Genomic DNA, 23,964 nt, shown 5'->3' with positions numbered 1-23,964 from the left:
GGCCGTCCTTAGCGTTTTGCCTGCCAGATGCGTTGCTGATAGTCACGAATTGAGCGGTCGGAGCTGAACATCCCGGTCCGCGCGGTATTGAGAACGGCCGCCCGGCTCCAGGCCTCCTGGTCACGGTACAGCGCTTCTACCCGCAGCTGCGCCTCGCAGTAGCTGGCAAAGTCCGCCAGTACCAGCCACGGGTCGCCGCCCTTCGTCAGGCTGTGCAGCATCATATCGAAGGCGTGTTTATCGCCGCCGCTGAAGAAACCGTTTTCCAGCTCTTTCAACAGGCTGTCCAGATGCTTGTCTTTTTTGCGCAGCTTCAGCGGATCGTAGCCCCCGGCCTTCAGCGCTTTCACGTCATCCACGCGATTGCCGAAGATAAAGATGTTCTCTTCCCCGACCTGCTCGGCAATCTCAACGTTAGCGCCGTCCATGGTGCCGACGGTCAGCGCCCCGTTCAGCGCCAGCTTCATGTTGCCGGTGCCGGAGGCTTCATAGCCCGCCGTGGAGATCTGCTCGGAGAGATCCGCCGCCGGGATCATCAGCTCCGCCGCCGTGATGCGGTAGTCGGGGATAAACACCACTTTCAGCCTGTCGCCGATCAGCGGATCGTTATTGATCTTCTCCGCCACCTTGTTGATAGCGAAGATAATATTTTTCGCCAGATAGTAACCCGGTGCGGCTTTGGCACCAAACAGGAAGACCCTCGGCACCCAGTCCTGCTTCGGGTTCTCGCGCAGCCGCTTATAGCAGGAGAGGATATGCATCAGCCCCAGATGCTGGCGCTTGTACTCATGCAGGCGCTTGATCTGCACGTCAAACAGCGCGTCCGGACTGACCACAATGCCGGTGCGCTGCTTAATGTACGCCGCCAGGCGTACTTTGTTATCGTGCTTGATCTGGCGATAGCGCTGGCGGAAGGCCTTGTCATCGGCGTACTTCTCAAGCCCGCGCAGGGCATCCAGATTGTCGGCCCACTCTTCCTTCAGCGTCTCGTCGATCAGCGCGGACAGCGCCGGGTTACACTGCTTCAGCCAGCGGCGCGGCGTAATGCCGTTGGTAACGTTATGGAATTTCTCCGGCCACAGCTGGTGATACTCGGGGAACAGATCCTTGACGACCAGATCGGAGTGCAGCGCCGCCACGCCGTTAACGGCAAAGCCGCTGACCACGCACAGGTTCGCCATCCGCACCTGTTTGTCATGAACGATAGCCAGCTTCGCCCAGACTTTTTCATCCCCCGGCCACTGCTTCTCCACCTGCTTTTTAAAGCGGCGATCGATCTCTTTGATCAGCGTAAAGTGGCGCGGCAGCAGGCTGCGGATTAATCGCTCGTCCCAGCGCTCCAGCGCTTCCGGCATCAGGGTGTGGTTGGTGTAGGCAAAGGTTTTGCTGACGATTGCCCAGGCATCATCCCAGCCCAGCTGGTGGTCATCGATCAGCACCCGCAGCATTTCCGGGATCGCAATGGTTGGATGGGTATCGTTGAGCTGGATGACTTCGAAGTCCGGCAGCTCGTGCAGCTTGCGGCCGGCCAGGTGATGGCGGCGCAGAATGTCAGCCACCGAGCAGGCGCACTGGAAGTACTGCTGCATCAGGCGCAGGCGCTTGCCTTCCTGATGGTTATCATTTGGATAAAGCACTTTGGTCAGCTTCGCGGCATCAATGCCCTGCTGCTCGGCCTTAAGGAATTTGCCGTCGTTAAACAGCGTCAGATCGAACGGGTGGGCGTGCGTCGCCTGCCACAGGCGCAGCGGCTGCACCAAGCCGTTTCGGTAGCCGGTTACCGGCAGATCCCACGCCTCGCCGCGCAGGGTGAAGGCGGGCTGCCAGCTGAAACCGCCTGCGCCGTTCTTCACCACCTTACCGCCGATGCCGACATTCACATCCAGCGCGGCATTATGGCGAAACCACGGATAGCTCTCACGGTGCCAGTCGTCCGGGGCTTCTTTCTGCTGGCCATCGGCAAACGACTGACGGAACAGGCCATACTGATAGTTAAGGCCATAGCCGGTTGCCGACTGCCCCACCGTCGCCATTGAGTCGAGATAGCAGGCCGCCAGACGTCCGAGGCCGCCGTTGCCCAGCGCGGGGTCGACTTCCTCTTCCAGCAGTTCACTCAGGTCGCACTGATGCGCCGCCAGCGCGGCTTTCACCTCGTCATACCAGCCGAGATTCAGCAGATTGTTGCCGGTCAGTCGCCCAATCAGAAATTCCATCGAGATATAGTTAACGTGCCGCTGATTTTTTTCCACCTGTGCTACCGGCTGCGCCGCCAGCAGTTCGGCCAGCGCGCCGCTAATCGCCTGCCACCACTGGTGTGGGGTCATCTCAGCGGCGGAGGTATAGCCCAGGTGCTGCCACTGACGCGTCAGAGCCGCGTCAAAACGTGCTTTATTGAATTGCTGTTGCGACATAACTTCCCTCACAAAATGGTTTCAAATTGACGAACTGCCGTCATGACCCGAAATACTGTGCCAGACCAATGCGCACATGCTAACGACGCCGGATGACAGAGCATCATCCCCGGGCAATTTTTACCAGGGAGGAGTCGTGGGGCGTAGGTGAAAATGTGATCGCCAGCACCTTACAGTTAAGACGCCAATACGAAAAAAAGCTCATCGCATAATGCGATGAGCAAATAAAAAACAAGAATGACAATCAGAGGGTACAGCTCGCCGGACCGGCAGCCCGGATGAAACGCACAATCAATCGGCAGCGCGCACTGCACGGCTAAAAAAGAGGTAGGCGGGGTGAGTTAAAAGTAATGCGATTTAATTAAGTATGCGTCAATTCATTAATCGCGCCAGTGTGGCACGATGTAAAAAATCATAAGGAAATGTGATGCAGTGCAACTTACAGAATCTCCATTTGCACTGCATCTTGCAATACGAGTCATCCTGGTCGAAGGTATTTTAATTACACGCTGCGAAATAATTCATTTTATTTCTTCTTTCGCCATCACACAGTGAAGTGTTCGCCATGCTGATACCCTCAAAACTAAGCAGACCGCTAAGGTTAGAGAATACGCTGGTACGCGATCGCCTGATCGCCAGGCTGGCCAACACCCATCTTTACCGTCTGGTGCTGGTCACCAGCCCGGCAGGCTATGGTAAAACGACACTGATGGCCCAGTGGGCAGCAGGAAAAAGCGATCTGGGCTGGTACTCGCTGGATGAAAGCGACAACTATCCCGAACGCTTCGCCAACTATTTTATGGCGGCCATTCAACAGGCGACCGGCGGCCACTGCGTCCGCAGTGAGGCTCTGGCGTCAAAAAGGCAGTATGCCTCGCTGAATGCCCTGTTCTCACAGCTGTTTATCGAGCTGGCCGAATGGCAGTCGCCGCTGACCATCGTAATTGATGATTACCACCAGCTGACCAATGACGTGATTCATCAGGCAATGCGCTTTTTCCTGCGCCATCAGCCGGAAAACCTGACGCTGGTGATCCTCTCCCGCAATCTGCCGTCTTTAGGTATTGCCAATCTGCGCGTGCGCGAGCAGCTGCTGGAAATCAACAGCCAGTCGCTGGCCTTCACCCATGAAGAAACCCGCGCCTTTTTCGCCGGTCGCCTGCAGCAGCCGATCGCCGAACAGGAATCGCAGCGGCTGTGTGATGAAGTGGCCGGATGGGCCACCGCGCTACAGCTGATCGCCCTTTCCGCCCGCCAGTCCAATACGCCAACCCATCAGTCTGCCCAGCGCCTGGCCGGGATCAACGCCAGCCATCTGGCGGATTATCTGGTGGATGAGGTGCTGGACTGTGTGGACGATGCCACGCGTAACTTCCTGCTGCGCAGCTCGGTGCTGCGCTCGATGAACGACGGGCTGATTGCCCGCCTGACCCGCGAAGAGTGCGGCCAGCGGCGGCTGGAAGAAACCGAACGTCAGGGGCTGTTTATTCAGCGCATGGACGAGCGCGGCGAGTGGTTCAACTTCCATCCGCTGTTTGCCTCCTTCCTGCGCCAGCGCTGCCAGTGGGAGCTCGGCAGCGAGCTGCACGCCATTCACCGCGCCGCCGCCGAGGGCTGGATGGCCCAGGGCTATGCCGGTGAGGCGATCCATCACGCGCTGGAAGCGGAAGATATCCCTCTGCTGCGCGATATTCTGCTGCGCCACGCGTGGACCCTGTTTAACCACAGCGAACTGACGCTGCTGGAAAAAGGCCTACAGGCGCTGCCCTGGAAGCAGCTGGTTGAAAATCCCCGGCTGATCCTGCTGCAGGCGTGGCTGGCGCAGAGCCAGCACCGCTACAACGAAGTTGACCGCCTGCTGGCGCGGGCCGAACAGGAAATGGCGCGGGAGCAGGTGGTGGTCGATGCGCTGCTCAGCGCGGAATTTAACGCCCTGCGCGCCCAGGTGGCGATCAACGCCGGGCGACCGGATGAAGCCGACCGGCTGGCGCTGCTGGCGCTGGATACCCTGCCGCTGAGCTGCGCCTTCAGCCGTATCGTCGCCACCTCGGTGCGCGGAGAAGTGCTGCACTGCCGGGGCGAGCTGGCTATGGCACTGATGATGATGCAGCAAACCGCACAGATGGCGCGGCAGGAGAACGTCTGCCACTACGCGCTGTGGGCGCTGCTGCAGCAGAGCGAAATCCTGATTGCGCAGGGTTATCTGCAAACGGCCTGGGACACGCAGGAGCAGGCATTCCGTCTGATTGCGGAAGAAGGGCTGGAGCAGCTGCCAATGCATGAGTTCCTGCTGCGCCTGCGTGCGCAGCTGTTGCTCTCGTGGGCACATCTGGACGACGCCGAAAACGCCGCCCGCGCCGGGCTAAAAGTGCTGGAAAATTTCCACCCGCAGCAGCAGCTTCAGTGCCTGACGGTACTGGCGAAATGCGCGCTGGCGCGCGGCGATCTGGATAACGCCCGTCGCTATCTGAACCGCTGTGAGAATCTGCTCAGCAACGGCCACTACCACAGCGACTGGGTAACCAACGCCGACGAGGCGCGGGTAATTTACTGGCAGATGACCCACGACGTCACCACGGCCACCGGCTGGTTGGGTCTGACCCTGAAACCGGCGGATGCCGATAATCACTTCTTACAGGGGCAGTGGCGCAATATCGCCCGCGCCCAGATCCTGCTCGGTCAGTTCAGCCAGGCGGAAGTGGTACTGGACGAACTGAATGACAATGCACGCCGCCTGCTGCTGACCAGCGACTTAAACCGTAACCTGCTGCTCAGCAACGCGCTGTACTGGCGGGAAGGCCGTAAAGCCGAAGCCCAGCAGGCGCTGATTGAAGCGCTGACGCTGGCCAACCGTACCGGCTTTATCAGTCATTTTGTGATTGAAGGCGAGCCGATGGCTCAGCAGCTCCGCCAGCTGTTGCAGCTCAACACGCTGCCGGAAATGGAACAGCGGCGCGCTCAGCGTATCCTGCGCGATATTAATCAGCATCATCGCCACAAGTTCGCACACTTTGACGAAAGCTTTGTTACCCGCCTGCTGACCCATCCGCAGGTACCGGAGCTGATCCGCACCAGCCCGCTGACCCAGCGCGAGTGGCAGGTACTGGGCCTGATTTATTCCGGCTACAGCAACGAGCGCATCGCGGGCGAGCTGGACGTGGCGGCCACCACCATCAAAACCCATATCCGCAATCTGTATCAGAAGCTTGGCGTGGTCCATCGTCAGGAGGCGGTACAGCAGGCACAGCAGCTGCTTAAGCTGATGGGAATGGGCGTGAGCACCCAGTAAAGAAACAGGGCCCGGCGGTTAGCGCCGACCCTGCTGCTGTCAGTATCCTGCCGTTAAATCATCAATCGTCCGCGGATCCGAAGCGCCATAGCGCATACCGTCCGGCCCCAGCATAATGCTCTGAGTGCTGCCCATCGCCGGCATCACCTTCACCTGCTGGCCCTTCTCACCCAGCAGCTTCAGCGTATCCGGGCTGAAGCCCTTCTCCACCCGCAGCTGATCCGGCAGCCACTGATGGTGGAAGCGCGGTGCGTTGGTGGCTTCCGCCACGTTCATGCCAAAGTCGATGCTGTTAACCACCATTTGCAGCACGGTGGTAATAATGCGGCTACCGCCCGGGCTGCCGGTGACCAGCCAGGTCTTGCCGTCTTTCGCCACGATGGTCGGCGACATGGAGGAGAGCGGGCGCTTGTACGGCTGTACCGCATTGGCCTCACCGCCGACCAGACCATACACATTTGGCGTGCCGGGCTTGGCGGAAAAGTCATCCATCTCGTTATTGAGCAGAATGCCGCTGTCGCTGGCCACGATGCCGCTGCCGAAGTTGGTATTCAACGTATAGGTCACCGCTACCGCATTGCCGTCTTTATCCACCACCGAGAAGTGCGTGGTCTGATCGCTTTCATACGGGGCCAGCTTGCCGGGCTTGATCTCCGACGACGGGCGCGCCTTCGCCAGGTCGATCTGCTGCGCCAGGGTTTTCGCATACGCTTTGCTGGTCAGCGCCGCACCGGGCACCTTAACAAACTCCGGATCGCCGAGGTATTCCGAGCGGTCGGCGTAGGCGTATTTTTCCGCTTCCGCCATCACCTGGATAGCATCCGCGCTGCCGAAGCCCATCTTCGCCAGGTCAAAGTTTTCCAGGATATTGAGGATCTGCACGATGTGGATACCGCCGGAGGACGGCGGCGGCATGGAATAGACTTCATAGCCGCGATAGCTGCCGCTGACCGGCTTGCGCTCGATGGCGCGGTAGTTGGCCAGGTCCGTTTTGCCGATCAGCCCGCCGTGCTGTTCCATTTCCGCGGCGATTTGGTCGGCGATTTTCCCCTTATAAAACGCATCCGGCCCCTGGCGGGAAATCAGCTCCAGGCTGTTCGCCAGATTACGCTGCACCAGCTTTTCACCTTGCTGCCACGGCGTGCCGTCGGCCTTAAAGAAGATGGCCTTGCTGCTCGGGTGGCTGAGCAGCACCTCTTTGCCGTAGACGCTAAGGTCGTCGGCCAGCGATTCGTTAACCACAATCCCCTTGCGCGCCAGCTCCAGCGCGGGCTGGATCAGCGTGCTGAGCGGCAGCGTGCCGTACTTTTGATTCGCCAGAGAGAAGCCCGCGACCGTGCCGGGAACGCCGGATGCCAGATGGGAGGTCAGCGATTTTTTACTGTCGGCATTTCCCTGTGCATCCAGGAACATATCGCGGCTGGCGCGAACCGGTGCCATTTCACGGAAATCAATCGAGGTGGTATTGCCGGCAGCGGTTCGCAGCAGCATAAAACCGCCGCCGCCCAGATTACCCGCCTGCGGATGCGTCACGGCGAGCGCATAGCCAACGGCCACCGCCGCATCCACCGCGTTACCGCCCTGTTCGAGGATCTTCACGCCGACCGCCGTGGCCGTAGCGTCTACCGATGCCACCATGCCGTGCGCCGCTTTCACCGGATGGAAAGTATCCGCGCCTACCCCGTAGGAAACCGGTGCCGCTGCCGGTGCGGGCTGTGCCGTCGGCGTGTCGCTGGGGGCAGCACCCGCACCCTGCCAGACCAGCAGCCCGGCCAACAGCGACCACGACAGCCGACGCCTCTTAGCTTGTGTCATCATTGTTACATCCTTTAAGTTTATTTACGTTATGTTTGCCATTGATAAATATGGACAAAAATGGCTACTTTGCGAACTTTGTGCGAAATCAGGAGCACTCCTGGCCTCAGAGCGTTGCGTCTGACGTAAAATGAGGGAAGTAACACGGAGGAATCACAATGAAAACGAAAGTGTTAGTGATGCTTGTCGCCCTGCTGCCGCTGAGCGGTATGGCGAATATGTTAAATAACGGCAATAACCCCAACCAGCCGGGCTACAACCCCAGCACCCAGCGCATGCAGCAGCAGATGCAGACCCAGCAGTCTCAGCAGAAGCTGAAACTTCAGCAGGATCAGCAGCGGCAGCAGCAGGATTTACAGCGTAAAGTCCAGGAGCAGCGCGACAGCGCCTCCCAGCGCACGCTGAACAATCAGCCGGGCCACAGCAACAACACCCTGCCGACGAACCAGCCTTAACGGGCGGGCAACCTCAGCACGACAGTACGGGCGACCCTCAGCGGTCGCCCGCTTTATTCTCAGCGGAAATCCGGCCCGATAACGTCAATGCGGTCGGTACAGATGGCATCCACGCCCCACTGCAGCAGCTGATGCGCGCGCTCCGGCTCGTTAACCGTATACACCAGAATCCGCAGCCCGGCCTGCTTCAGCTCGGCGGTGCGCCGTTCATCCAGCAGTTTGTGGTTTAGATGGATGGAGAGGCATCCCAGCGCATCGGTCATCTGCCGCCAGTTATCATCCCACTCATGCAGCAGCAGGCCGCGCGGCAGCTCCGGTGCGGCTTTCTGCGCCGCTTCCAGCGCCTCGTAAGAGAACGAGGAGAGCAGCGGCGCCACCTGGTCCTGCCACAGATCGCGCGCGGCCAGCGCCACTACACGACCGGTTTCCACCTCAAGGCCGGTGGTTGGCTTGATTTCGATATTGGCCATCAGCCGGTGCTGGCGGCAGCGGTCCGCCACCTGCGCCAGCAGCGGCAGGCGCTCGCCGTCGAAGGTTTTACCAAACCAGCTCCCGGCATCCAGCTGGACCAGCTTATCCCACGGCAGCTGCCCGGCCACGCCCCAGCCGTTGCTGGTGCGGTCGAGCGTGTCGTCGTGCAGCAGGAAAATTTCGCCGTCCTGAGACAGCTTGGCATCAAACTCAATCATCAGATGGCCCAGCTGCGCGCCAAGATCGATAGCGGCCAGGGTATTTTCCGGAGCCAGTTTGCCGCCGCCGCGGTGGGCGACAATCGGCGGATAGGGCCAGGCACGATTAATCATTCAGTACGTTGTCCATTGTGGTCAAAGAAGTGCAGCGACGACGGCGGCAGATGCAGCCACAGCGTGCTGCCTGCGGCCGGGCGCAGCGAATGCGGCAGCCGCACGACCAGCTTATGCTGGCCCCATTTGCCGTGTGCCAGGTTGTCTGCTCCCAGCATTTCCAGCGTCTCCACCACCAGCGGAATACCGCCGGCTTCGGCAGAAGACAGCTCAATATGCTCCGGGCGAATACCCAGCGTCAACGCCTGACCGGCCTTGCCCGCCGAAGGCGCAGCAATCGGCAAGGCAAAACGCTCGTCCAGGCTGAAGCGTGACCCGTCGGCGCTGAACTGCCCGTCCAGCAGGTTCATGGCGGGTGCACCGATAAAACTGGCGACGAAGCGCGTCGCCGGGCGTTCATAAATCTCGGTTGGCGTGCCCAGCTGTTCCAGCACGCCTTTGTTCATCACCATGACCCGCTGTGCCAGCGTCATCGCTTCCACCTGGTCGTGGGTAACGTACAGACTGGTGGTTTGCAGGCGGCGATGCAGCTGCTGCAGCTCCAGACGCATCTGCACGCGCAGGCGGGCATCCAGGTTCGACAGCGGCTCGTCAAACAGGAACACCGCCGGTTCGCGAACGATAGCGCGCCCCATCGCCACGCGCTGGCGCTGGCCGCCGGAAAGCTCACGCGGGCGGCGCTTCAGCAGCGGTTCCAGCTCCAGGCTGCGCGCCGCTTCCAGCACCTTTTGCCGGATCTGTTCTTTGCCCATGCCGCGAATTTTCAGGCCCCAGGCCATGTTCTCTTCCACGCTCATATGCGGATACAGTGCGTAGTTCTGGAACACCATCGCGATGCCGCGATCTTTCGGCTCTTCATCGGTCACGCGGCGGGAATCAATATAAATGTCCCCGCTGGTCACCCGCTCCAGCCCGGCAACCATCCGCAGCAGGGTCGATTTCCCGCAGCCGGAAGGGCCGACCATCACCATAAACTCGCCATCCTGCACGGTCACGTCCAGCGGTTGGATGATCTGGATTTTTCCGTCGTAGGTTTTGGTTACTGCCTGAAGTCTTACACCAGCCATAGATTATTTCTCACTCTCTACCAGACCGCGCACGAACGCACGCTGCATGACTAAAACGATCACCACGGGCGGGATCAGGGTTAACAGCATTGCCGCCATCACTTCATTCCACTGCGTTGGCGAACCGCTGGTGGAGATCATGCTTTTTATACCCGCCACGGCGGTGCTCATCGAGGCATCGTTCACAATCAGCAGCGGCCATAAATACTGGTTCCAGCCGTAGATAAAGGTGATCACAAACAGCGCCGCCAGGTTGGTTTTTGACAGCGGCAGAACGATGTCGCGGAAAAAGCGCATCGGGCTGGCACCGTCAACGCGCGCCGCCTCCATCAGCTCGTCCGGCATCGACATAAAGAACTGGCGGAACAGGAAGGTCGCGGTCGCGGAGGCCATCAGCGGCAGCGTCAGGCCGCTGTAGCTGTCGAGCATATTCAGATCGGCAATTACCTGCACCGTCGGGAAAATACGCACTTCCACCGGCAGCATCAGGGTGATGAAGATCATCCAGAAAAACAGACCGCGCAGCGGAAAGCGGAACCACACCAGCGCAAACGCCGAAATGATCGAGACGCTGATTTTGCCGATGGTGATCGCCAGCGCCATAAACAGGCTGTTCATCAGCATCAGGCTGAAGGCCGGGCCGCTGCCGTTCACTCCCCGAACCCAGATATTGCTGATGTTCTCCCACAGGTGGCTGCCGGGGATCAGCGTCATCGGCACCTGATAAACGGCGGTGTTATCCAGCGTGGCGGCCACAAAGGCCACATACAGCGGGAACAGGATGGTCAGGATGCCGAGGATCAGCAGGGTATGGCTGAAAATATCCAGCCCGCGACGATTTTCAATCATTGGTAACGCACCTTACGCTCAACAAAGCGGAACTGAATCACCGTCAGCACAATCACCAGCAGCATCAGCACCACCGACTGGGCGGCAGAGGAAGAGAGATCCAGCCCGGCAAAGCCTTCGCGGTAAATTTTATAAATCAGCGTGGTGGTGGCCTGCACCGGGCCACCGCCGGTGGCAGCATCGATCACCGGGAAGGTATCGAAGAAGGCATACACCAGGTTCACCACCAGCAGGAAGAAGCTCACCGGGGTAATCAGCGGCAGCGACAGCGCGAAGAAGCGCCGTACCGGGCCTGCCCCGTCAATTGCCGCCGCCTCAACCAGCGACTTCGGAATCGACTGTAGCGCGGCGAAGAAAAACAGGAAGTTGTAGCTCATCTGCTGCCAGATAGAGGCCAGCACGATCAGGAACATCGCCTGCCCGCTGTTCTGCGCGTAGTTCCAGTTGTAGCCCCACTGGTTCAGCAGGTGGCTGAACAGCCCCAGCCCGGGGTTAAACAGAAACATCCACAGCACCGCCGCAACGACCGGCGCTACCGCGTAGGGCAGTAGCAGCAGCGTCTGATAGGTCTTTTTCAGGCGGATAACATAGTCCACCAGCGCCGCCAGCAGCAGCGACAGCCCCATGCCGAAGAACGTGACCATCCCGCTGAATTTAATCGTCGTCCAGAATGACTCCAGGTACAGACCGTCGCTGAACAGCCGCTCGAAGTTCTCCATGCCGACAAAAGTGCTGGAGATACCGAACGGGTCGATGCTTTGCAGCGAGTACCAGAGCGCTTCGCCCGCTGGCCAGATAAAGAAAATCGCCGTAATCACCAGCTGCGGCAGCAGCAGCAGATAGGGCAAAAAGCGATTGCGGAAAACGGGACGGGGCTGAGCCATAGTGGGTTATCTCGTGCGGAACGGGGTCGGTGTTAACGGGCACATCACCGATCGCCCCCGCGGGAGAGATCGGTGATGTGCCTTTGCTGGCAAAGCGCCGCCCGGCCCGAAGGCGAACGGCGCTCTGCAACGGCAACGGTTACTTAGTCTGCTGTTCGAAACGACGCAGCAGCTCGTTACCCCGCTTCACGGCCTTATCCAGCGCGGCCTGCGGCGTTTGCTTCCCGGTCCACACGCCTTCCAGCTCTTCGTCAACGATGGTACGGATCTGCGGCATATTGCCCAGACGCATGCCTTTGGTGAACGGCAGCGGGTCTTTGTTCAGCATCTGGCGAGTCGCGATATCCGCCCCCGGGTTCTTGTCATAGAAGCCCTGCTGTTTGGTCAGCTCGTAGGCCGCGGTGGTGATCGGCAGGTAGCCGGTTTTCTGGTGCCATTCGGCAGCGATTTCCGGCTTGGCCAGGAACTGCATAAACTCGGCGACGCCTTTGTAGGTCGCATCGTCTTTGCCCTTCATCACCCACAGGCTGGCACCGCCGATAATGGCGTTCTGCGGCGCGTTCGGCACGGTTTCATCGTAAGGCATCATGCCCACGCCGAAGTTAAACTTGGCGTATTTGCGGATGTCGGCCAGCGAGCCGGAAGAGGCGGTGGTGATGGCACAGTCGCCGTTATAGAACTTGGAGGTGGATTCATCTTTGCGGCCGAAGTAGGTGAAATCACCCTTCTTGTTCAGATCGGACAGCATCTGGATATGGCGCACCTGCACCGGCTTGTTGAACTCCAGCTCCGCATCGGTACCGTCGAAGCCGTTGTTTTTGGTGGCGACCGGCAGGCCGTGCCAGGCGCTGAAGTTCTCAATCTGGATCCAGCCCTGCCAGCCGCTGGCGTAGCCGCAGGACATGCCCGCTTTACGCAGCGCGTCGGTATCTTTCGCCAGTTCCTGCCAGGTTTTTGGCGGCTGGTCCGGGTTCAGACCGGCTTTTTTGAAAGCGTCTTTGTTGTAGTACAGCACCGGCGTGGAGCTGTTAAACGGCTGGGAGATCAGCTCGCCTTTCGAATCGCTGTAGTAACCGGCAACCGCAGGCACGAACTGCTTCGCATCCATCGCAATACCGGCTTTTTTGAACACTTCGTTGACCGGAACGATGGCTTTCGACGCCATCATGGTCGCCGTGCCCACTTCATAAACCTGCAAAACAGCAGGTGCTTTACCGGTACGCACGGCAGCAATACCCGCCGCCAGGCTCTGTTCGTAGTTGCCTTTGTAGGTCGGCACAATTTTGTAATCGGGGTGGGTTTCGTTAAAACGCTTCGCCAGTGAGTCAACCTCTACGCCCAGCTCGCCTTCCATCGAGTGCCAGAACGGAATTTCGGTAGCGGCCAGCGCGCTGCCGCTGAAGGTCAGTCCCAGCACCATGCTGAGAGCGGTACGACGGAATGCGGTAGATGACATATCGGTTTCCTGTGCCCGTTTTAATGATGCGCGATTCCGCGCACTGTGTGAGTCGGCAAGTAACATGCCACGGCTAAATGACAGATTAATAATAGTGATGTGACGGAAATGTGACGGGCGAATGACGGGAATTTCAAAACGTGACGGCAGAAGTGAGAGGGATGTAACAACTTTGGCAATCAACAGAGAGAAGACGATCACAGATTTAATGCACAGTTGCCTGCACGTTCGGGACAAAAAAGGGCAGCCGCGTGGGCTGCCCTGAATACTTATCCGCCGAGGTAGGCGCTTCTGACCGCCTCGTTGGCTAACAATGCATCACCCGTGTCTTCGAGCACCACATGGCCGTTTTCGAGCACGTAGCCGCGGTCCGCCAGCTTCAGCGCCTGATTCGCATTCTGCTCAACGAGGAAGATAGTCATCCCCTCTTTGCGCAGCTGTTCGATGGTGTCGAAAATCTGCTGAATGATAATCGGCGCCAGGCCCAGCGACGGTTCATCCAGCAGCAGCAGGCGTGGCTGGCTCATCAGCGCACGGCCAATCGCCAGCATCTGCTGCTCGCCGCCGGACATGGTCCCGGCACGCTGGATACGCCGTTCCCACAGGCGCGGGAACAGTTCGTAAACGCGCTTGATGCGATCCTGATACTGCTGACGCTCGGCAAAGAAACCGCCCATCGCCAGGTTTTCTTCCACAGTCATGCGGGAAAATACCCGCCGGCCTTCCGGCACGATGGCGATGGCCTCACGCATAATGCGCGCGGTCTGCCAGTCGGTAATATCCTTGCCGTCGAAGACGATGGTGCCCTGGGTGGCGCGCGGTTCGCCGCACAGGGTGCCCAGAATGGTGGTTTTACCTGCGCCGTTAGCACCAATCAGGGTGACAATTTCCCCCTGATTAATATGCAGGCTGACGTTGTGCAGCGCCTGAATTTTGCCGTAGTGCGCACTGATATTATTCAGAGACAGCATGGGATGACTCATCTTATGCCTCCCCGAGGTAAGCGCGGATCACGTCCGGGTTGTTGCGGATCTCGTCCGGCGTACCGTTAGCCAGCGGCGTGCCCTGGTTCACCACATAAATACGGTCAGAAATACCCATTACCAGTTTCATATCGTGTTCAATCAGCAGTACCGAGACTTTATGTTCGCCGCGCAGTTCTGCGATCAGCTCATCCAGCTCGTGAGTTTCTTTCGGGTTAAGCCCCGCCGCCGGTTCATCCAGCATCAGAATTTCCGGGCGCGTGACCATGCAGCGGGCAATTTCCAGACGGCGCTGCTGGCCGTAGGCGAGGTTCCCCGCCTGACGGTTGGCCAGCTCAAGCAGCCCCACGCGCTTCAGCCAGGTGGCTGCGCGATCCAGCGCATCGCTTTCCGCCCGACGGAAGGCCGGGGTCTTCAGCAGGCCGGAAAAGACGCCGCTTTTCAGATGCTGATGCTGTGCCACCAGCAGGTTCTCGATCACCGTCATTTCACGGAACAGGCGCACGTGCTGGAAGGTTCGCACCACGCCCATACGGGCGATCTGCTGCCCCGGCAGGCCGGCCAGCTGTTTATCGCCCAGCATAATCGAGCCGCCGGTCGGCTTGTAGAACCCGGTCAGGCAGTTGAATACCGTGGTTTTACCCGCCCCGTTCGGGCCGATAAGCGAGACGATTTCCTGCTGGCGCAGCTCCAGTTCAACGTTGTTGACCGCCAGCAGGCCGCCAAAGCGCATCATCAGGCCATTGACTGTTAACAAAGGCTGGCTCATGCCTGCTCTCCTTTTTCCGCATTTTTCAACTTCAGGTGCGGACGCTTCATCGGCAACAGCCCCTGCGGACGCCAGATCATCATCAATACCATTAATCCACCGAGCACCAGCATGCTGTACTCGTTGAGGTCGCGCATCAGTTCACGGGAAACCACCAGCAGCACCGCCGCGAGGATCACCGCAAACTGCGATCCCATCCCGCCCAGTACCACGATCGCCAGTACAAAGGCAGATTCGGCAAAGGTGAAGGATTCCGGGCTGACAAAGCCCTGGCGCGCGGCGAACAGGCAGCCGGCGAAACCGGCAAACGCGGCGCTGATGGTGAAGGCTGTCAGCTTGATGCGCGTCGGGCTGAGGCCCAGCGAGCGGCAGGCGATTTCGTCTTCACGCAGCGCTTCCCAGGCGCGGCCCAGCGGCATACGCAGCAGGCGGTTGATCACGAACAGGGTGATGACCACCAGCAGCAGCGCAACCATGTACAGGAAGATAATACGATCGCTCGGGTCGTACTTCAGGCCGAAGAAGTTATGGAAGGTGTCCCAGCCGCCGTCGCGCACGCTGCGGTTGAACTCCAGGCCAAAGAACGACGGTTTCGGGATCTGGCTGATGCCGTTCGGGCCACCGGTCAGTTCGGTGTTATTCAGCAGCAGAATACGCACGATCTCGCCGAAGCCAAGCGTCACAATCGCCAGGTAGTCACCGCGCAGGCGCAGCACCGGGAAGCCCAGCAGCAGACCAAATCCGGCGGCGACGATGCCCGCCAGCGGCAGCGACTGCCAGAAGCCCAGCCCGTAGTAGTGATTCAGTAAGGCAAAGGTATAGGCACCGATGGCGTAGAAGCCGCCGTAGCCCAGCACCAGCAGGCCGGAAAGCCCCACCACCACGTTCAGCCCCAGTCCGAGCATCACGTAGATCAGCGTCAGGGTGGCGATATCCACCGTACCGCGCGAAACGATAAACGGCCAGACCGCCGCCGCAACCACCAGCGCCAGCAGGAACAGCTTCTGCTTCGGCGTAGAGCCATCAATCCCCGGCAGCACCAGCGAAGGGCCGGAGACTTTTTTCAGGCTGCTCTGCACCAGCGGGCGCAGCATCTGGAAGATAAAGACCACGCCGCAGCCGACGGCAATCCAGTTCCAGCGCACGTCACCGGCGTTGTTGACCACCAGGTGCGTGCCGTCGAGGTTCAACCGCAGGCCCATAAAGAACGCGGCCAGCACCAGCAGCATCAGAGAGGAAACAAGCGCATTCAGCAGGTTAAGCTTTTTCATACTTTCTCAACCTCCGGACGGCCCAGAATACCGGTTGGCATCACCAGCAGCACCACGATCAGCAGCGCAAATGACACCACGTCTTTGTACTCGGTGCTCAGATAGGCGGAGGTCAGCGCCTCGGCAATACCGAGGATCAGTCCACCCAGCATCGCGCCTGGGATGCTGCCGATGCCGCCCAGTACCGCAGCGGTGAAGGCCTTCATCCCGGCCATGAAGCCGATGTACGGGTTAATCACGCCGTAGAACTGGCCCAGCAGCACGCCGGCCACCGCCGCCATCGCCGCGCCGATCACAAAGGTCAGCGAGATCACGCGGTCGGTATTGATGCCCAGCAGGCTGGCCATTTTCAGATCTTCAGCACAGGCGCGGCAGGCGCGGCCCATGCGGGAGTAGCGAATAAACAGCGTCAGCGCCAGCATAGCGAGGAAGGTCACCGCCCAGATCACCATCTGCATGGTGGAAATGGTGGCGGCAAAGCCGTTGCTTTCCCCCAGCGTCCACTGTCCGGTGACCAGGCTTGGCAGCGCAAGATCGCGCGAGCCCTGGGTCAGGCTGACGTAGTTCTGCAGGAAGATCGACATCCCGATAGCGGAGATCAGCGCGATCAGACGCTTCGACGAACGTACCGGCCTGTAGGCCACGCGCTCAATGCTCCAGCCGTAGCAGCTGGCGATGACCACCGCCACCACAAAGCCACAGCCGATCAGCAGCCAGCTGGCATCGATCCCCATCATCATCAATGCCGCGATGACGATAAACGAAACGTAGCTGCCGATCATATAGACTTCGCCGTGGGCAAAGTTAATCATGCCGATGATGCCGTACACCATGGTGTAACCGATGGCGATCAGCGCATAGGTGCTGCCCAACGTCACGCCGTTGAACATTTGCTGCAGGAAATAGAGAAACTGCTCGGACATACCTGAATACCTTACGATTCCTCCTGCACAGGCAGGGCAGAAGGATGAATACAACAAAGGGCCGGGCAGGCCCGACCCCTACGGGGGATGATCGTCTCGCCGCAGGGGCCAGGTTCACCTGGCCCGCAGACGGGTTTACTTCACCGCCGTGGAAGACCCATCAGCATGCCATTTGAAAACGCCGAACTCGAAGCCTTTCAAATCGCCCTTCTCGTCCCAGTTCAGATCGCCCATCACGGTTGGCACTGCCGCGCCGCCTTTCAGGTTTTTCACGATCTCTTCCGGCTCTTCGCTTTTGCTACGCTCCATACCGGCGGTCAGAGACTGCAGTGCGGCGTAGGTTGTCCAGACGAACGGACCGGTTGGGTCCAGTTTTTTGCCCTTCAGCGCGTCAACGATTGGCTGGTTAGCGGCAACCTGATCGTAACGCTTAGGCAGCGTCACCAGCATGCCTTCGGAGGCTGCACCGGCGATGTTAGACAGTGAGGAGTTACCCACGCCTTCCGGGCCCATGAACTGGGTTTTCAGGCCTGCCGCACGTGACTGACGCAGGATCTGGCCCATTTCCGGGTAGTAGCCGCCGAAGTAAACGAAATCGATGTTTTCTTTCTTCAGGCGCGCAACCAGGGTAGAGAAGTCTTTATCCCCAGCGGTCACACCTTCAAACATCACCACGTTGCCGCCGGATTTTTTCAGGCTGTCCTGCACGGAACGCGCCAGGCCTTCACCGTATTGCTGCTTATCGTGAATCACCGCGATACGCTGTGGTTTGATGTCGTTCAGGATGTATTTCGCGGCGGTTGGACCCTGGTCGGAGTCCAGACCGGTGGTACGCATCACCAGCTTGTAGCCGCGGCTGGTCAGATCCGGCGCGGTGGCAGCCGGGGTGATCATCAGCACGCCTTCATCTTCATAGATATCGGAAGCCGGCTGGGTAGAGGAAGAGCACAGATGGCCGATAACGTAGCGGATGCCGTCGTTAATCACCTTGTTGGCTACCGCGACGGCCTGTTTCGGGTCGCAGGCATCATCATATTCCACGCCGACCAGCTTGTTGCCGTTCACGCCGCCTTTGGCGTTGATGTCAGCAATCGCCTGCTTGGCACCGGTGAACTCCATGTCGCCATACTGCGCCACCGGACCGGACATCGCACCCACGATCGCTACTTTGATATCTTTTGCTAACGCAGCGTGGCTCATTGCCAGGGCTACGCAGCCCGCCAGGAATGCACTACCTTTACTGATTTTCATCCGAACTTCCCCATCTGTTGTGATTTGGCTATTTTTTACCGTCATTTTTCCTAATCGCTTTACAAAGAAAGGCTTAGGGATTAATGCGGCATTTTATTGGTATAAAGGCGTTAAATTTCAGGTTATTAAACAGGAATATTCTGCTGTAAATCAACTGACATATTCACTAAATCGCGGATGCAACAGCATAATAAGCTGGCATTAACGGTTACGTTTCCGGCAATTTTCCAGCGGTTTATGCTGGACAATTGCTAACCGAATAATGATTTACTCGGTAAATTGTTTAATTCAGAAACAGAACGCCTCGTTTTTGTACAGAAAACTTCCACGCTTTAGTATGGTCAACTTCGCTACAATATGCCTTTCTGACCGACGGGTTTTTACAATGAAGCTAACCATCATTCGCCTGCAACACTTCTCAATACAGGACCACAGCGATCTGCAAAAAATCTGGCCGCAGGCCGATTCCCACAGGCTGGAATCGCAGCTGGATGAACGGCATCGGCTGTATGCAGCGCGATTCAACGAACGCCTGCTGGCGGCGGTACAGCTGGTGATAACCGGTAATGAAGGCAGGCTGTCGCAGCTGATGGTGCGGGAAGTGACGCGCCGACGCGGGGTCGGCCTGTATCTGCTGGAGGATACGCTGGCGCAGAATCCGCATGTTACCCGCTGGCAGATAGCCAACGACGGGACGGACGGCGCTGAGGCGATCGCCGCCTTTATGCAGGCGGCGGGTTTTCAGTTTGATGCGGAACTAAAGTGCTACATCCACCAGCAGAGCAGATAGAACACTGCCAGGATCAGCAGCACGCTGAGTACCATACTGCGCACCCGTGCGGCAATCAGCACGCCCACCAGTGCGCCAAACAGATAGGGATTGTCGCTCAGGGCGCGCACGTCGCCGTGATTCAGCAAAATAATCGGCCCGCAGATTGCGGTCAGCAGACAGGGGGCGGAATATTTTAGCGCTTCGCGGATCGCGGCGGGCAGCCTGACCGGCACCGCCGGCTCCAGGAACAGATAGCGGTTAAAAAATACCACCCCGGCCAGCGTAAACAGTAATAACCAGCTCATCATGCCTCCTGCCGTAAACGGGCGACCAGCACCGAACAGAACATGCCACACACGCCGGCAATCGCGATGGCCCCTTCAATCTGATACAGGCTGAGCACCATCGACAGCAGCAGAGAAACCACCACGCCGCACAGCACGCTGAGGTTTTTAATCATCGGCACCACGATGGTGATAAAGGTGGCGACGATCGAAAAATCAAGATGATAGCGATCCAGATCCGGGATCGAGGACGCCATCGCGATCCCGAGCAGGCTGAACAGCGCCCAGCTGAGATAAAACGTCAGCCCTGCGCCAATCAGATAGCCCGGCGTCAGCTTCTCTTTTGGCTGCGCGCAGCTCAGGGCAAACAGCTCATCGGTCAGCAGAAAGCCGATCGGCAGGCGATAGCGCGTTTTCAGCACGGAAACGGTTTCACGCATCGTCAGGCCGTAAAGAAAATGCTGGGCGGTGATAAAAAACACCGAAATGACGATGGTCGCCACGCTGGCACCGGACAGCATCAGTCCGAGCGTCACCAGCTGGGCCGCACCGGCGAAAATGACCGTCGACATGGCGATGCTCTGCGGCAGGCTCAGCCCGGCCTGAACGGCCATCGATCCCGCGAGGATGCCCCACGGCACCACCGACAGACAGAGCGGCAGCATGCCGCTGGCACCGCGCCAGAAACCGGACCACGGCGGCGGCTGAGGGGAAGAGAGGGAAGTAACGGGATGATTCATCTGACGGCTCCTGAGTAAATTCAGCAGCAGTGTGGCAAGCGACGCCGGTAGAATATTGAATAAAATTGCTCGACTAAGCCAGGGCGAGTTCACGCGCTTTTGACTCCGCCGTCACCAGAGATTCGGTCCGCTCATTCCTGCCATCATCAGGCAATACAACTGAAGAGGCTGCGCTTCTGCTTATCCCCGGCGGCCTCGTTTCAGCGCCTGCACGTATTCACCGGGCGTCACGCCCATCGAGTTTTTGAAATGGCGGGTGAAATGACTCTGGTCGGAGAAGCCGCACAGGCTGGACACCTGAGAGAGGGTTTCACCCTGTTTCAGCCGCGCCTGCGCCTTCTGCAACCGGGCCTGTACCAGCCAGGCATGCGGCGTCATCCCGATGCTTTTCTTGAACTGACGCAGGAAGTGCCACGGGCTGAGATGCGCGACGTCCGCAAGCTGCTGCAGCGACCAGTTCTTTTCCGGACAGCTGGCCATCAGTTCCTGTACCGGCAGCACCGCGCGGCAGGCGTCGGCCAGATCGGGCGGCATGACGCGCGTGCGGCTGTAGCGCATCACCAGCCAGGAGAAAGCGGTCAGCAGCAGCGACTCTTTCAGCAGGCTGTTGCCCTGCTCTGGCAGCAGCGAGAACACCAGCCGCAGCTGGGCGGACAATAGCGGATCGTGCAGTACCGCATCGGGAAACCACGGCACCGGGCCGGGTTCACTGCTCGCTGACAGCCGGGCGAAAAGATCGGGATGGGGATAGATAGCGCGGTAGGACCAGCCGCCCGCCACTTCCGAACAGCCGGTATGCACTTCGTCGGCGTTAACCAGAATGATATCGCCGCTCGGCGCCACGTGATCGCCCCCCGAACGCCAGAAGCGCTGCGCGCCGGTTTCAATCACCCCCACGCAGAAGGTGTCATGCACGTGGCGGGGAAAACGGCGATGCCGATAGCTGGCATCCAGCATATTCATGCCGTTGAATTCCTCCACGCAGAACAGCGTGGCGCGCTCCTGCGGCGTATTCAGCGTCTCCATTTTCCCTCTCCCGCTTTAGAATAAAATTGCTGTGCTGGTGGTTTCGCGCTGACAACAAAAAACCGCCCCTGGAGGCGGTTTTTTTGTTTGGGCATCGCTGGCGGTCTGAGCGCTAAGCTCAGGCTTCGATAGCCATACGCAGTTTCTTCATGGCGTTCTTTTCCAGCTGACGAACGCGCTCTGCGGAAACACCGTAGCGATCGGCCAGTTCCTGCAGCGTGGTTTTATTGTCGTCGTCCAGCCAGCGCGCGCGAATGATGTGCTGGCTGCGTTCGTCCAGCCCCTGCATTGCGTCGGACAGCTTATCGGCAGCGTGATCTTCCCAGTTATCTTCCTCAATGCCGTTGGCAAAGTCAGAGGATTTATCCTGCAGATAGAGCATCGGGGCCATGGAACGACCTTCGCCTTCATCATCCGGCGTTGGGTCAAAGGTCATGTCCTGCGCGGCCATGCGCGATTCCATTTCGCGAACGTCTTTACTGCTCACGCCCAGCTCGCGTGCGACCATTTCCACTTCATCCTGGTTAAACCAGCCCAGACGCTGCTTGGTTTTACGCAGATTAAAGAACAGCTTACGCTGAGCTTTAGTGGTGGCCACTTTCACGATACGCCAGTTGCGCAGAACGTACTCGTGAATCTCGGCTTTAATCCAGTGAACGGCAAAGGAAACCAGGCGCACACCCACTTCCGGGTTAAAACGGCGCACGGCTTTCATCAGGCCGATATTACCTTCCTGAATCAGGTCTGCCTGCGGCAGGCCGTAACCGGAGTAGTTACGAGCAACATGAACAACAAAGCGCAGGTGAGACAGGATCAGCGTCTTAGCTGCTTCCAGATCGCCCTGGTAATGCAGCCGTTCAGCCAACGCTTTTTCCTCTTCTGCCGTCAGCATAGGCCAGGCATTAGCCGCCCGGATATAGGAATCCAGGTTGCCTAAAGGAGCAATAGCTAAAGTTTGCATTTCTTTGGTCATTCAAACCCTCTCAGTGTTTAGCATCGTGACTGCGTCAGAGCCTGACGCGACTGATACCCTACGCGAAGTGCAACGATAAATCGAAAGCAATCCGTGCGAACATCAATCTCTACAGGTATAAGACGCCGAAGTTATCCACAAGTTCAATTTTAATCAGGGATAATTTATACACGTTCTTAAAGCCGTTGGCGAGTGCCTGAAAGCAGTGGGAAGTGATGCGTTTTAACTTCCTCTGCGGCAAATGCTCACGCAGCAGAGGAAGATTATATCAAAAAAACGTGTAGAGGGGTTACTGCGGCGTAAATCGGCGTAAATGTTGTACGGTCGCCAGCCAGGCGGCAATCCAGCCGATCATTGCGGCAATCAGCAGCAGCAGCAGGCTTTCATCCCACGTCATGCCGTGCAGCACGAAGGTGGTCCCGAACACCGTTGCCACCTGCGCCACAACGGACTCCAGCCGCAGTACCAGCACGCCGGACAGCACCAGCGAGAGCAGCGCCCCGCAGAACCCCAGCAGCGCGCCACCGTACAGGAACGGGCGCAGCACAAAGCCATCGGTCGCGCCGATCAGCTTCTGCACGTTGATCGTATCGCGGCGGGCAAAGATGCTCAGGCGCACGCTGTTGCCGATCACCAGGAAGACCGCCACGATCATTAGAACGCCGATCATCGCCGCCACCTGCCCGACCAGCCCGGTCAGCGCAGCCAGCCGCGCAAACCAGCTGTCATCCATTTTCACTTCATCCACGCCTTCCACTTTCGACACCCGATCGCGCAGGCTGTCCATAGTGTTGGAGCTCTGGAAGTTCAGCTTCGGGGTGATAATCGCCACCGCCGGCAGCGGATTTTGCTCCAGCATATCCATCGCACCACCGAAGCCGGACCAGTTACGGAACTCGCCCAGCGCCTCTTCCCGCGACAGATAATTCACTTTATCCACGCCGTCCTCGGCCTTCAGCTTCGCCACCACCCCTTCAGCCGCATCGTCATCCAGCGTTTTGCTGAAATACACGGTGAGCTGCGGAGCCGGATACCACTGGTCTGCCGCGGTGCTGACGTTTTTCCACACCATATAGCACACGCTCGGCAGGGTCAGGGAGATGGCGATCACCATCACCGTCAGCAGCGTAGCCAGCGGCTGACGCCACATTTCAGACAGCGAGCCGCGCATCGCATAGCGCCACTGCTCCTGCCAGCCGCCCTTTAGCGCTTTGCTTTTTGACGGCATTTTAGGCTTAGCGGCCTTCGCCGATGCCGGGCGGGCGTTACGTTTATTCACCACGATAACCTCCGTGCAGACGTCCCTGGTTCAGCGTCATCAGGCGGTAGTTGCGGCGAGCAATCAGCCCCATGTCATGGGTGGCCATTAACACGGTGACGCCCACGCGGTTGAACTCTTCAAACAGCCGCAGGATGTCTTCCGACAGCGCTTCATCAAGGTTACCGGTGGGTTCATCCGCCAGCAGCACCGCGGGTTTATTCACCACCGCACGGGCGATGCCCACGCGCTGCTGTTCGCCCCCGGAAAGCTGAATGGGGAAACTCTTCGCTTTGTCGAGCAGGCCGACCTTATCCAGCGCGGCCGAGACGCGGCGGCGAATATCCTCACCGCTGGCTCCGGCAATAATTAGCGGGATCGCCACGTTGTCATAGACTGACCGATCCATCAGCAGATGGTGATCCTGGAATATCATGCCGATCTGACGGCGCAGAAACGGCACTTCGCGGCTTTTCAGACGGCTGATATCGTGGCCGCTGAACCAGATATGCCCGGCACTCGGGCGCTCAATGCCACAAATCAGCTTCAGCAAGGTGCTTTTCCCTGCCCCGGAATGTCCGGTCAGAAACGCCATTTCGCCGGGGCGAAGATGAAAATCAACCCCCTGCAGCGCTTGCCGACCGCCGAGATAAGCCTTACTGACTTCTTCAAAGCGAATCATCCT

The 23,964-nt window shown here is 58.8% G+C and carries 21 protein-coding genes; 3 read left to right on the top strand and 18 right to left on the bottom strand.

Translation table 11 applies throughout. The features are described from left to right. Window positions 1-8: 8 nt before the first annotated feature. A complete protein-coding gene (gene malP / locus PGH32_RS20845) occupies window positions 9-2,411 on the bottom strand; it encodes a maltodextrin phosphorylase (protein WP_337894995.1) in 2,403 nt (800 codons plus the stop codon). A 565-nt stretch (window positions 2,412-2,976) separates the two neighbouring features. Between malP and malT the strand changes: the two genes are divergently transcribed. Next, a complete protein-coding gene (gene malT / locus PGH32_RS20840) occupies window positions 2,977-5,700 on the top strand; it encodes an HTH-type transcriptional regulator MalT (RefSeq protein ID WP_314425137.1) in 2,724 nt (907 codons plus the stop codon). Window positions 5,701-5,739: 39 nt separating this feature from the next. Here the strand turns inward: malT and ggt are convergent, their stop codons facing one another. Further along, window positions 5,740-7,518 carry a gamma-glutamyltransferase gene (gene ggt / locus PGH32_RS20835; protein WP_337894994.1) on the bottom strand — a complete coding sequence of 593 codons (1,779 nt, stop codon included), beginning with the start codon at window positions 7,516-7,518 and terminating at the stop codon, window positions 5,740-5,742. A gap of 155 nt (window positions 7,519-7,673) precedes the next feature. On the opposite strand from ggt, the gene PGH32_RS20830 reads away from it, so the two are divergent. Continuing rightward, window positions 7,674-7,970, top strand: coding sequence for a DUF2756 domain-containing protein (locus PGH32_RS20830; protein ID WP_314425133.1), 297 nt, complete (start codon window positions 7,674-7,676; stop codon window positions 7,968-7,970). 59 nt (window positions 7,971-8,029) lie between these two features. Here the strand turns inward: PGH32_RS20830 and ugpQ are convergent, their stop codons facing one another. From ugpQ to PGH32_RS20780, 10 genes are all read right to left on the bottom strand, one after another. Further along, complete coding sequence (gene ugpQ / locus PGH32_RS20825; RefSeq protein ID WP_200560984.1) at window positions 8,030-8,770, bottom strand: glycerophosphodiester phosphodiesterase; 741 nt, start codon at window positions 8,768-8,770, stop codon at window positions 8,030-8,032. Beyond that, window positions 8,770-9,840 (bottom strand): sn-glycerol-3-phosphate import ATP-binding protein UgpC, encoded by a 1,071-nt coding sequence (locus PGH32_RS20820; protein WP_314425131.1) that lies wholly within the window; start codon window positions 9,838-9,840, stop codon window positions 8,770-8,772. The genes ugpQ and PGH32_RS20820 overlap by 1 nt, the downstream gene beginning before the upstream one ends. 3 nt (window positions 9,841-9,843) lie before the next feature. After that, window positions 9,844-10,689 carry a sn-glycerol-3-phosphate ABC transporter permease UgpE gene (gene ugpE / locus PGH32_RS20815; protein WP_123334112.1) on the bottom strand — a complete coding sequence of 282 codons (846 nt, stop codon included), beginning with the start codon at window positions 10,687-10,689 and terminating at the stop codon, window positions 9,844-9,846. Beyond that, on the bottom strand, window positions 10,686-11,573 hold the full coding sequence (ugpA, locus tag PGH32_RS20810; protein WP_314425128.1) for a sn-glycerol-3-phosphate ABC transporter permease UgpA: 888 nt from the start codon (window positions 11,571-11,573) through the stop codon (window positions 10,686-10,688). The genes ugpE and ugpA overlap by 4 nt, the downstream gene beginning before the upstream one ends. Window positions 11,574-11,712: 139 nt before the next feature. Continuing rightward, complete coding sequence (gene ugpB, locus PGH32_RS20805) at window positions 11,713-13,029, bottom strand: sn-glycerol-3-phosphate ABC transporter substrate-binding protein UgpB (protein ID WP_337894993.1); 1,317 nt, start codon at window positions 13,027-13,029, stop codon at window positions 11,713-11,715. Between the two features lie 269 nt (window positions 13,030-13,298). Further along, window positions 13,299-14,012, bottom strand: coding sequence for a high-affinity branched-chain amino acid ABC transporter ATP-binding protein LivF (gene livF / locus PGH32_RS20800; RefSeq protein ID WP_314425123.1), 714 nt, complete (start codon window positions 14,010-14,012; stop codon window positions 13,299-13,301). Window position 14,013: 1 nt separating this feature from the next. Beyond that, the gene (gene livG, locus PGH32_RS20795; protein WP_314425121.1) at window positions 14,014-14,781 is read right to left on the bottom strand and encodes a high-affinity branched-chain amino acid ABC transporter ATP-binding protein LivG; all 768 of its coding nucleotides are present in this window, start codon (window positions 14,779-14,781) and stop codon (window positions 14,014-14,016) included. Further along, window positions 14,778-16,052 (bottom strand): high-affinity branched-chain amino acid ABC transporter permease LivM, encoded by a 1,275-nt coding sequence (locus PGH32_RS20790; protein ID WP_314425119.1) that lies wholly within the window; start codon window positions 16,050-16,052, stop codon window positions 14,778-14,780. Before PGH32_RS20790 ends, livG begins: the two co-directional genes overlap by 4 nt. Continuing rightward, window positions 16,049-16,975 carry a high-affinity branched-chain amino acid ABC transporter permease LivH gene (gene livH, locus PGH32_RS20785; protein WP_314425117.1) on the bottom strand — a complete coding sequence of 309 codons (927 nt, stop codon included), beginning with the start codon at window positions 16,973-16,975 and terminating at the stop codon, window positions 16,049-16,051. The genes PGH32_RS20790 and livH overlap by 4 nt, the downstream gene beginning before the upstream one ends. A 135-nt stretch (window positions 16,976-17,110) precedes the next feature. Next, a complete protein-coding gene (locus tag PGH32_RS20780) occupies window positions 17,111-18,226 on the bottom strand; it encodes a branched-chain amino acid ABC transporter substrate-binding protein (protein WP_337894992.1) in 1,116 nt (371 codons plus the stop codon). A gap of 385 nt (window positions 18,227-18,611) precedes the next feature. On the opposite strand from PGH32_RS20780, the gene panM reads away from it, so the two are divergent. Beyond that, a complete protein-coding gene (gene panM / locus PGH32_RS20775; protein ID WP_337894991.1) occupies window positions 18,612-19,016 on the top strand; it encodes an aspartate 1-decarboxylase autocleavage activator PanM in 405 nt (134 codons plus the stop codon). Here panM and PGH32_RS20770 read toward each other — a convergent pair. From PGH32_RS20770 to ftsE, 6 genes are all read right to left on the bottom strand, one after another. Beyond that, on the bottom strand, window positions 18,992-19,303 hold the full coding sequence (locus tag PGH32_RS20770; RefSeq protein WP_337894990.1) for an AzlD domain-containing protein: 312 nt from the start codon (window positions 19,301-19,303) through the stop codon (window positions 18,992-18,994). The two genes, panM and PGH32_RS20770, sit on opposite strands and share 25 nt — an antisense overlap. Continuing rightward, window positions 19,303-20,022, bottom strand: a complete 720-nt coding sequence (locus PGH32_RS20765; protein ID WP_443112815.1) for an AzlC family ABC transporter permease — start codon at window positions 20,020-20,022, stop codon at window positions 19,303-19,305. The genes PGH32_RS20770 and PGH32_RS20765 overlap by 1 nt, the downstream gene beginning before the upstream one ends. 180 nt (window positions 20,023-20,202) lie before the next feature. After that, on the bottom strand, window positions 20,203-21,048 hold the full coding sequence (locus PGH32_RS20760; RefSeq protein ID WP_314425109.1) for a helix-turn-helix transcriptional regulator: 846 nt from the start codon (window positions 21,046-21,048) through the stop codon (window positions 20,203-20,205). A gap of 118 nt (window positions 21,049-21,166) precedes the next feature. After that, window positions 21,167-22,021, bottom strand: coding sequence for an RNA polymerase sigma factor RpoH (gene rpoH, locus PGH32_RS20755; protein ID WP_123334137.1), 855 nt, complete (start codon window positions 22,019-22,021; stop codon window positions 21,167-21,169). Between the two features lie 289 nt (window positions 22,022-22,310). Further along, window positions 22,311-23,303: a permease-like cell division protein FtsX gene (gene ftsX / locus PGH32_RS20750; RefSeq protein WP_314425107.1), complete on the bottom strand. Its 993-nt coding sequence runs from the start codon at window positions 23,301-23,303 to the stop codon at window positions 22,311-22,313. Beyond that, entirely contained in the window at window positions 23,293-23,961 is a 669-nt protein-coding gene (gene ftsE / locus PGH32_RS20745; RefSeq protein WP_105594085.1) for a cell division ATP-binding protein FtsE, read from the bottom strand. Before ftsE ends, ftsX begins: the two co-directional genes overlap by 11 nt. Window positions 23,962-23,964: the final 3 nt, after the last annotated feature.

Source organism: Erwinia sp. SLM-02 (assembly GCF_037450285.1).
Lineage (GTDB): Bacteria > Pseudomonadota > Gammaproteobacteria > Enterobacterales > Enterobacteriaceae > Erwinia.
This window is presented reverse-complemented; position numbering and strand designations above follow the sequence as displayed.

What these genes read in the sequence shown, in the direction of transcription:
- malP (WP_337894995.1), bottom strand. Translation starts at nt 2,411, where the DNA reads ATGTCGCAACAGCAATTCAATAAAGCACGTTTTGACGCGGCTCTGACG.
- malT (WP_314425137.1), top strand. Translation starts at nt 2,977, where the DNA reads ATGCTGATACCCTCAAAACTAAGCAGACCGCTAAGGTTAGAGAATACG.
- ggt (WP_337894994.1), bottom strand. Translation starts at nt 7,518, where the DNA reads ATGATGACACAAGCTAAGAGGCGTCGGCTGTCGTGGTCGCTGTTGGCC.
- PGH32_RS20830 (WP_314425133.1), top strand. Translation starts at nt 7,674, where the DNA reads ATGAAAACGAAAGTGTTAGTGATGCTTGTCGCCCTGCTGCCGCTGAGC.
- PGH32_RS20820 (WP_314425131.1), bottom strand. Translation starts at nt 9,840, where the DNA reads ATGGCTGGTGTAAGACTTCAGGCAGTAACCAAAACCTACGACGGAAAA.
- ugpE (WP_123334112.1), bottom strand. Translation starts at nt 10,689, where the DNA reads ATGATTGAAAATCGTCGCGGGCTGGATATTTTCAGCCATACCCTGCTG.
- ugpA (WP_314425128.1), bottom strand. Translation starts at nt 11,573, where the DNA reads ATGGCTCAGCCCCGTCCCGTTTTCCGCAATCGCTTTTTGCCCTATCTG.
- ugpB (WP_337894993.1), bottom strand. Translation starts at nt 13,029, where the DNA reads ATGTCATCTACCGCATTCCGTCGTACCGCTCTCAGCATGGTGCTGGGA.
- livF (WP_314425123.1), bottom strand. Translation starts at nt 14,012, where the DNA reads ATGAGTCATCCCATGCTGTCTCTGAATAATATCAGTGCGCACTACGGC.
- livG (WP_314425121.1), bottom strand. Translation starts at nt 14,781, where the DNA reads ATGAGCCAGCCTTTGTTAACAGTCAATGGCCTGATGATGCGCTTTGGC.
- PGH32_RS20790 (WP_314425119.1), bottom strand. Translation starts at nt 16,052, where the DNA reads ATGAAAAAGCTTAACCTGCTGAATGCGCTTGTTTCCTCTCTGATGCTG.
- livH (WP_314425117.1), bottom strand. Translation starts at nt 16,975, where the DNA reads ATGTCCGAGCAGTTTCTCTATTTCCTGCAGCAAATGTTCAACGGCGTG.
- PGH32_RS20780 (WP_337894992.1), bottom strand. Translation starts at nt 18,226, where the DNA reads ATGAAAATCAGTAAAGGTAGTGCATTCCTGGCGGGCTGCGTAGCCCTG.
- panM (WP_337894991.1), top strand. Translation starts at nt 18,612, where the DNA reads ATGAAGCTAACCATCATTCGCCTGCAACACTTCTCAATACAGGACCAC.
- PGH32_RS20770 (WP_337894990.1), bottom strand. Translation starts at nt 19,303, where the DNA reads ATGAGCTGGTTATTACTGTTTACGCTGGCCGGGGTGGTATTTTTTAAC.
- PGH32_RS20765 (WP_443112815.1), bottom strand. Translation starts at nt 20,022, where the DNA reads ATGAATCATCCCGTTACTTCCCTCTCTTCCCCTCAGCCGCCGCCGTGG.
- PGH32_RS20760 (WP_314425109.1), bottom strand. Translation starts at nt 21,048, where the DNA reads ATGGAGACGCTGAATACGCCGCAGGAGCGCGCCACGCTGTTCTGCGTG.
- rpoH (WP_123334137.1), bottom strand. Translation starts at nt 22,021, where the DNA reads ATGACCAAAGAAATGCAAACTTTAGCTATTGCTCCTTTAGGCAACCTG.
- ftsE (WP_105594085.1), bottom strand. Translation starts at nt 23,961, where the DNA reads ATGATTCGCTTTGAAGAAGTCAGTAAGGCTTATCTCGGCGGTCGGCAA.